This window comes from Streptomyces sp. SID3343, assembly GCF_009865215.1.
Classification (GTDB): domain Bacteria; phylum Actinomycetota; class Actinomycetes; order Streptomycetales; family Streptomycetaceae; genus Embleya.
On record NZ_WWJX01000847.1, the window covers coordinates 1 to 8,604 of the forward strand.

An 8,604-nucleotide genomic window follows, 5' to 3' on the forward strand; every position below is an offset into this window, starting at 1 on the left:
TTCGCGTGCGGCGTCGCGCAGTTCGTCGGCCTGTACGCGTGGCTGCTCCTGTTCGCCCTGCCCGCCGTGGTCCTGCTCTACCGGCTGTTCGCCGTCTGGCACCTGCCGGTGCATCGGCCCGGCGCGGGCGGTGTCCTCGATCGCCTCACCCGGATGAACCTGACCGGGTTCGTCCTCCTGGAGGTCGGCTGGCTGGTCGGGAGCCTGGTGCTGTCCCTGCTCGTCGGCCGACTGTTGATGCTCGGGGTCCGACCCGGGTGGTATCCCCTGTGGGGCGTGACCTACCTGCGGTTTTGGCTGTACGGCAAGGTGCTCGCCTTCAGCCCGCTCGCGTTCCTCACCGGTTCGCCGCTGCTGGCTCCGTGGCTGCGGCTGCTCGGCGCCCGGATCGGCCGGGGCTGCCACCTGTCGGCGGTCGTCGGGCTGCCCGCGTTCGTGGAGATCGGCGAGGACGTCGGCATCGGTTACGGCGTGCGCCTGCAACCGTACGTGGTCGCGGACGGTTGGCTGCGTCTGGCGCCGATCCGGATCGGCTCCGGCAGCTTCGTGGGCACCAACAGCGTGGTGCTGGCGGGCGCCGTGATCGGCGATCGGGCCTCCGTCGGCGAACAGTCGCTGGTGCCCGCGGACCACGTGGTGCCCTCCGACGAGCACTGGGCCGGCTCGCCGGTGGCCCGCCAGGACGCCGTACCGCCGCTGTTGGCGGCCATGGCGGCTGCGGACGACCAACGACCTTGGACCGTGCGGGTGTTGGTGGGATTCGGCGCGGGGGCCGTGCTGCTCGCCCTGGTTCCGCTACTCGTCGCCGGCGCCGCCGGTGCCCTCGTGGGGTGCGTGGCCTGGCAGTTCGGCTTCGGGTGGGCGGTCGCCTCCACCGCTCTGGCGGGGCCCTTGGTCGTGGTGTTCACGTGCACGCTCGTCCTGGTCGTCAAGCGGGGGGCGCTGCCGCGCGTGCGGGCCGGCATCCACCCCGAGCGCAGCGGCCTGGGCGTGCGCAAGTGGATCGGCGACGGCATGATGACCACCAGCCTGACCCTGACCCACTCGCTCTATTCGACCCTGTACCTGGTGCCGTTCCTGCGCCTGCTCGGCGCCCGCACCGGGCGCTGGTCGGAGGTGGCGACCGTCAGCTTCGTCGACCCGGAGATGCTGATCATCGGCGAAGGCAGCTTCGTGGCGGACGTCAGCGTGGTGGGCCCGGCGGTGTTCCACCGCGGCCGCGTCGCGCTCGCCCCGGCCGAGATCGGAGCCCGCAGCTTCGTCGGCAACGGCGCTCTCGTACCGGGCTCGTGCCGACTGGGCGAGAACAGCCTGCTGGGCGTCCACTCCCTCGCGCCGACCCGACCGACCGATCCCGAGACGACCTGGCTGGGTTCACCGGCGCTGTTCCTGCCGAGCCGCGAGGCCAGCCCGGACTTCCCGCCGAAGCTGACGTACAGCCCCACGCCGGGGCTGATCGCCGGCCGGCTGGCCGTCGAGTACTTCCGGGTGACCCTGCCCGCCACGATCGGCGCCCTGGGCGCCCTGGGCAGTCTCTACGCGTCCGTCCACGTCGCCCGGGCGTGCCCGCCGTGGGTGCTTCTTCTCCTGGGCCCCGCGCTCTTCCTGGCCGTCGGGGTGGTCTCGACCCTGGCCGCGGTGGTGCTGAAGTGGCTGATCATCGGCCGCTACCGGGCCCGCGTCGAGCCGCTGTGGAGCATGTGGGTGCGCCGCACCGAGTTGATCACCGGGCTGTACGAGAACCTCGTCGTGCCGAGCCTGCTGAACTTCCTCACCGGCACCCCGCTGATGGGCCCGGTCCTGCGTCTGTTCGGCGCCCGCATCGGTCGGCGGGTCTGGCTCGCCACGACCTACCTGACCGAGTTCGACCTGGTCGAGGTCGGCGACGACGCGGCCGTCGCGGAGGTGACGTCGCTCCAGACCCACCTGTTCGAGGACCGCGTGATGAAGATGTCCAAGGTCCGTATCGGCGAAGGCAGTTCGGTCGGCACCCGATCCGTCGTCCTCTACGACGCACAGGTCGGCGCCGGCACCTCGCTGGACGCCCTGTCGCTCGTGATGAAGGGCGAACACCTCCCCGACGGTTCCCGGTGGCGCGGCATCCCGGCCCGTCCCGCGTGACCCCTCCCCTGTTCCGACCGTCGTGTCCCCCTGCCCCCACACCCCCATCGGAGACGCTCATGGCACCGCTCGCCCAACGCACCATGACCGAACCCCGGGTCGACTGCGACCTTCCCGGCCCCCGTTCCGCCGAACTGCTCGCGCGCCAGGAACGACGCGAGTCCAACGCCCGCACCTATCCGCGCCACCTGCCCATCGCCTTGGCCGAGGCCGCCGGAAGCTTCGTCCGCGACGTGGACGGCAACGTCTTCATCGATTTCCTCACCGGGGCCGGCGTGCTGTCGCTGGGGCACAACCACCCCGAGTTGGTCAGCTCCGTCACCGCGCAACTCGGGGTGCTGACCCACGGTCTCGACTTCCCGACCCCGGTGAAGGACGAGTTCCTCGAAGCCCAGTTGTCCATGTTGCCGGTGACCATGCGCAACCGGACGAAGGCACATTTCTGCGGCCCGACCGGAGCCAACGCCATCGAGGCCGCGGTCAAGCTCTGCAAGATCGCCACCGGCCGCGGCGACATCGTCACCTTCCAGGGCGGCTTCCACGGCAGCACCCACGCCACCATGGCGCTGACCGGACTGGTGTCCCAAAAGCGGCCCGTCCCCAACAGCGTGCCCGGCACCCACTTCTTCCCCTACTCCTACTGCGGCAGGTGCCCGCTCGACCTGAGCCCGGACACGTGCAGCACGAACTGCGTCGCCTACCTGGAGCGTTCGCTGACCGACAGCAACGGCGGCATCCCCCTTCCCGCCGCGGTCGTGCTGGAACTGGTCCAGGGCGAAGGCGGTGTCGTGCCCGCCACGACGGACTTCGTCCGACGCCTGCGCGCACTCACCCGTGAACTCGGCATCCCGCTGATCGTCGACGAGGTGCAGACCGGATGCGGACGCACCGGCACGTGGTTCGCGTTCGAGCAGTACGGCATCGAACCGGACGTCGTCGTCGCCTCCAAGGCGCTCAGCGGCATCGGCACACCCATCGCGCTGATCCTGTACGACGCGGCACTGGACACGTGGGCGTCCGGCGCGCACATCGGCACCTTCCGGGGCAACCAACTCGCCTTCGCCGCGGGCGTCGAGGCCGTGCGCATCTTCCGGCGCGACGACGTCCTGGGCAACGTGCGCCGCCGCGGCGCGCAGATCCACGACCGTCTCACCCCCCTGATGGCCCACCCGTGGGTCCGCGACGTCCGCGGCCGGGGGCTGATGTGGGGCATCGAGCTGGCCGACCCGGACTCCGGCCGGCCCGCCGCCGACTTCGCCGGCGCCGTCCAGACCCGCGCGCTGCGCCGCGGCCTGATCGTCGAGCGCGGCGGTCGCGACGACTGCGTGGTGCGGATCCTGCCGCCGCTCAACGTCGCCGCCGACGTCGTGGACACCGCGTGCTCGATCCTCGTCGACGCGATCGAGACCGGCCACCCGTAGATCCGCCCCGCACGGGTCGACCGCCACGCGGGCGACCCGGCGCCGACCGGCCGCCCCACCCGGGGCGGCCCCTGGAGGAGACCTCGTCCCCATGGTTCTCATCGTCCAGAAATACGGCGGCTCCTCGGTGGCCGGCACCGACCGGATCCGACACGTCGCCGAACGCGTGGTCGCCACCCACCGAGAGGGTCACGACGTCGTCGTGGTGCTGTCCGCCATGGGCGACACCACCGACGAACTGCTCGACCTGGCCCGGCAATTCACCCCGCTACCCAACCCGCGCGAGCTCGACGTGCTGTGCACGGCGGGTGAACGCATCTCCAACGCCCTGGCCGCGATCGCGATCCGCGCCCTGGGTGAGCGGGCGTGTTCGCTCTCCGGCCCCCAGGCCGGCGTGTTCACCACGGCGGAGTACGGCAACGCCCAGATCGTGGAGGTGTCGCCGCAACGCATCCGTCGCGAACTCGACCGCGGCGCGATCGTCCTGGTCGCCGGCTTCCAGGGACTCAATCGGGACACCGACGACATCACCACCCTGGGGCGCGGCGGTTCCGACACCACGGCCATCGCCCTGGCCGCCGCGCTCAAGGCCGACGTCTGCGAGATCTACACGGACGTGGACGGCGTCTACAGCGCGGATCCCAGGATCGTCCCGAACGCCGCCCTGCTCGACCACATCACCTACGAGGCGATGCAGGAGATGGCGGCCGCCGGCAGCAAGGTGCTGGCCCTGCGCTCGGTCGAATACGCGCGCCGCTGCGGGGTGCCCATCCACGTCCGGTCCTCCTTCGGCGACAAACCCGGAACCCTGGTGTCCGCCTCGACCGACCACCTCGGCACCGAGCAGTCCACGATCACCGGCGTCGCCCACGACCTGTCCGGCGCGAAGGTGACCGTGACCGGCGTACCCAACCACCCCGGAACGGTGGGACGACTCGTGCGGGCGGTCGCCGACGCCGGGGGCGAGATCGACATGGTCGTCCAGAACGCGGTGCGACCGGCCGGCGGACGCACCGACGTCACCTTCGTGTTGCCCCGCGAAGGCGCCCTCGTCGCGCTCGCCGCACTTCGGGAGACCCACGCGGAGATCGGCTTCGAGGAGGTGAGTCACGACGCGGACGTCGGCAAGGTCTCGGTCATCGGCACCGGCATGCGGGCCGGCTCCGGCGCGACCGCGACGTTCTGCGAAACACTGGCGGCGGCGGGCGTCAACGTCGAGATCATGTCGATGTCGGAGATCGGCATCTCCGTGCTGTGCCGCAGCGGCCAGGTCGCGGACGCGGTACGGGCGTTGCACACCGCGTTCGACCTCGACACCACCGAGGCCGCACCGGTCCACGCGGTGACGGGCCGCTAAAGCCGTCGGGGCCACCCGGCGAGGTCGCCTCGATCCGTCGACGGACGGGTCCGGCCTCGTCCGGGTCGGCCCCACCCGTGCGGCTTCGGCCGTTGTGCGATCGCACCATGGGATGCGCTCGGATTCGTCGGGACGACCATCAGCCGCGGCGTCCGGTCGGCGTAGCGTGCGGGTTAGCCGTCCCGCTACCTGCGAAAGAAGGTCCCATGGCCGCAACCGTCGACACCGCCCACTGGAACGCCCGGTTCGCCGACCTGATCGCCGAGTACAAGGTGCCCGGCGCGAGCCTGGCCTTCCTGCACGACGGGGAGGTACACACGTTCGCCGCCGGGGTGCTGAACAACGCCACCGGCACCGCCGTGACGACCGACTCGCTGTTCCAGATCGGTTCGGTGACCAAGGTCTGGACGGCCACCCAGCTGATGCTTTTGATCGAGCAGGGTCGGTTCACCTTGGACACGGCGGTCGTCGACCTGCTGCCCGAGTTCAAGGTCGCGGACGCCGGCGTGACCAAGACCGTGACGATCCGGCACCTGCTGACGCACACCTCCGGCATCGACGGTGACCTTTTCCTGGACACCGGGCGCGGTGACGACTGCCTGGAGAAGTACGTCGAGGGCTGTGCGGATCTGGCCCGGAACCACCCGATCGGCGAGTCGTTCTCGTACTGCAACACGGGTTTCGTGATCGCCGGTCGGATCATCGAGCGGCTCACCGGCAAGACGTGGGACGCGGCGCTGCGCGAGCAGATATGCGAGCCCCTGGGCCTGACCCACACGTGGACGCTGCCGGAGGACGTGCTGCGGTTCAACGCGGCCACCGGGCACCTGGAGGGCGGCGAGCCGACCCCGACGTGGGGCCTGCCGCGCTCGATGGGCCCGGCCGGGCTGATCTGCGCACGGGCGAGCGACGTGGTCGCGTTCGGTCGGGCGCACCTGGGGACCGACCTGCTCGCCGAGCCCGGGGTGATGACCGAGCCGCAGGTACGGCTGCCCAACCCGCACACGCTCGCCCCGGAGTGGGGCCTCGGCTGGATCGTCGACGAGTGGTCGGGCCACCGGGTGATCCTGCACGCGGGCAACACCATCGGCCAGTCCGCGATGTTGTGGGTGCTCCCGGACACCGGCACCGTGGTCTGCCTGCTGGCCAACGGCGGCAACACCGCCGCCCTGCAACGCGCGCTGGGCGGCGAGCTGTTCGCCGCGTTGGTGAACGTCGAGATGCCGCCGCGGCTGGGGCCGCCCGAGACGCCGGTGGAGGTCGACCTCGATCGCTATGTCGGGGTCTACAAGCGCGAGGGCAACCGCACCACGGTGTCGGTCCGCGACGGGCGGCTGCACCTGTACATCGAGTGCACCGACAGCCTGGCCGACCTCACGCCACCGGTCGACCTGGCGCTCGTCCCCGTCGACGCGACCACGTTCGTGGGCCGCCGCAAGGACAGCCCGCTGTGGGACAGCGTGGTGTTCTACGAACTCGCGGACGGCTCGCTGTACATGCACTTCGGCGTACGCGCCACCCCGAGGACAGGCTGACCGACCGCCCTTCGCGGGACCGATGCGCGCGACGCGGCCCGGCCGCGCGCGTCGGTCCCGCGAGGCTGCGCGGACATCCCCCGCCGACGGCCGGTACTCGACAGGGACCGGAGGACCGGCCCCCGGACGAGCGTGCCGATCGGACCCGGCCTGCACCAGGCCGGAGCGGAGGAGGGATCATGGACGCATGTGTCCCGTTCCCGACGCCGCCGCCTACCTCGCCGGCCACTGGTCCATCGACCGCATCGTGGTCGACGAACGCACCGGGGACCGGGGCTCCTTCACCGGCACCGCGGAGTTCCGGCGCGTCGACGACGAGTTGCTCGAACTGGAGTCGGGTGAATTCGTGTGGGGCGGCGTGGCCAATCCGGCGAGCCGTACCCACCGACTCGTGCCGCGAGCCGACGGCACGGCCGACGTACTCTTCGGCGACGGCAAGCCGTTTCACGACCTGGACCTGCGCACCGGCCGCTGGAGTACGCGCCATCCCTGCGCCGCGGACCTCTACGACGGGGAGTTCACCGTCGTGTCCCACGACGAATGGCACCTGCGATGGCGGGTGGCGGGTCCGGCGAAGACGCAATTGCTGACCTCCGTCTACCGGCGGATCCGACCGGCGGGCTGACCGCCGGCCGGGTCGCGTCACTCGCGTGCCGGGAGCCGGCGGGCGATGACGAGCGCGGTGCCGACGACACCGAACGCGAGGACCAGGGTGGCGACGTGCATGGCGTCGGTGAACGCGTCGACGACCGCAACGTGCAGGCTCGGGTCGGGCGTACGCGTCCACGCGGCGGCGACCGTCGTGGGGTGGTCGGGGCCGGACAGCGGCGCGGGCAGTCGGGCGACGAAGGTCGCGGTGGTGACGGTGCCGGTGACGGCGATGCCCAGTGCGCTGCCCAACTCCCGGGCCAGGCTTTGCAGTCCGGAGGCCGCGCCCGCCCGATCCGGCGGCAGCGCGCTCATCATGGCGTGCGAGAGCAGCGGGGTGGCGATCCCGCAGCCGAGCGCCGTGAGTCCGGCGCCGAGCGCGTACAGCGCGTACGGGGTACGGGCGTCGGCGAACGAGACCGTCCCGAGCCCGCCGGCCAGGACGAACATGCCCACCACGACCGTGCCGCGCCGCCCGCAGACCCGCTCCAGGAGCAGTCCGCAGCGGGGTCCGGCCAGCAGGGCCGCGGCCATCGGCAGCAGTCGCAGCCCCGCGCCCAACGGCCCGTAGCCCTTGGCGTACTGAAGGTACTGTCCGTTGAGGTAGAACAGCCCGAACATGCCGGTGAACAGGGCCGCCATACCCACCGCCCCGGCCCGCACGGCGGGGCGCGCGAGCAGTCGGGGATCCAGGAGCGGGTGCGCGGCCCGCGACTGGTGCCACGCCCAGGCGGCGAGCAGGACCACCGCCGCGCCGCCGGCGCCCAGGACCGTCGGCCCGGCCCAACCGGACTGCGGGCCGCTGACGATCCCGTAGAGCAGCGCCAGGAATCCGGCCGCGAGCAGGACACCGCCGACCGGATCGAGCGGCCTCGACAAGCGGGCGCCCGCGGGCACGACCACGGCGACCAGCAGCAGGGCGCAGCCGGCGAGCGGGATCAGGCACACGAAGAGCGTGCGCCACGTGCCGTACTCGATGGCCGCGCCGCCGCCCACGTTGCCCAGCACGGCCGCGAGGCCGGTCATCGACGCCCAGACCGCGATGGCCTTGCGGCGCCGCCCGTCGGGCAGCCCCTCGACCAACAGGGCCAGGGTGGTGGGCAGTACGGCCGCGGCACCGACCCCGCTGATCACGCGTCCGGCGATCAGGAGGCCGACGTGCGGTGCCCACGCGCAGACGGCGGAGCCGAGGACGAAGATGCCCAGACCGCACATGAGCGTGCCCTTGCGGCCCCTGCGGTCGGCGAGCGCGCCGGCGGGGATCAGCAGGCACGCGAACGCGACCACGTAGCCGTCCACCACCCACAGCACCGCCGCCCCGGAGGGGTGCAGGCTGCCGGCCGACAGGTCGGGGATGGCCAGGTTGACCGCGGACACCATGCCGACGACCAACGTGACGCACAGACACAGGGCGAAGGTCAGCGCGCCCGGGCCGCCTCGGCGGCGCGGCGTCGCGGGGTGGACCTCGGACGCGGTTGCGGATGCGGATGTGGGGACGGGCAAGGCGGCCTCCGGGCATGGC

General features: G+C 72.0%; 6 protein-coding genes. 5 read left to right on the top strand and 1 reads right to left on the bottom strand.

All coding sequences use genetic code 11. From position 1 onward, the window contains the following. The 5 genes from GT354_RS26370 to GT354_RS26390 form a co-directional block, all read left to right on the top strand. Nucleotides 1–2,121, top strand: a 2,121-nt coding sequence (locus GT354_RS26370; protein ID WP_346012182.1) for a Pls/PosA family non-ribosomal peptide synthetase, incomplete at its 5' end; no start/stop codon positions are given. A 59-nt stretch (nt 2,122–2,180) separates the two neighbouring features. Beyond that, nucleotides 2,181–3,542 (top strand): diaminobutyrate--2-oxoglutarate transaminase family protein, encoded by a 1,362-nt coding sequence (locus GT354_RS26375; protein ID WP_161358867.1) that lies wholly within the window; start codon nt 2,181–2,183, stop codon nt 3,540–3,542. Between the two features lie 91 nt (nt 3,543–3,633). Next, nucleotides 3,634–4,899 carry an aspartate kinase gene (locus GT354_RS26380; protein WP_161358868.1) on the top strand — a complete coding sequence of 422 codons (1,266 nt, stop codon included), beginning with the start codon at nt 3,634–3,636 and terminating at the stop codon, nt 4,897–4,899. Nucleotides 4,900–5,105: 206 nt separating this feature from the next. Next, on the top strand, nt 5,106–6,434 hold the full coding sequence (locus tag GT354_RS26385; RefSeq protein ID WP_161358869.1) for a serine hydrolase: 1,329 nt from the start codon (nt 5,106–5,108) through the stop codon (nt 6,432–6,434). A 187-nt stretch (nt 6,435–6,621) separates the two neighbouring features. Next, nucleotides 6,622–7,059 (top strand): DUF6314 family protein, encoded by a 438-nt coding sequence (locus GT354_RS26390; RefSeq protein WP_161358870.1) that lies wholly within the window; start codon nt 6,622–6,624, stop codon nt 7,057–7,059. Between the two features lie 17 nt (nt 7,060–7,076). Here the strand turns inward: GT354_RS26390 and GT354_RS26395 are convergent. Beyond that, the coding region (locus GT354_RS26395) for an MFS transporter (RefSeq protein ID WP_346012183.1) at nt 7,077–8,604 on the bottom strand (1,528 nt) is incomplete at its 5' end.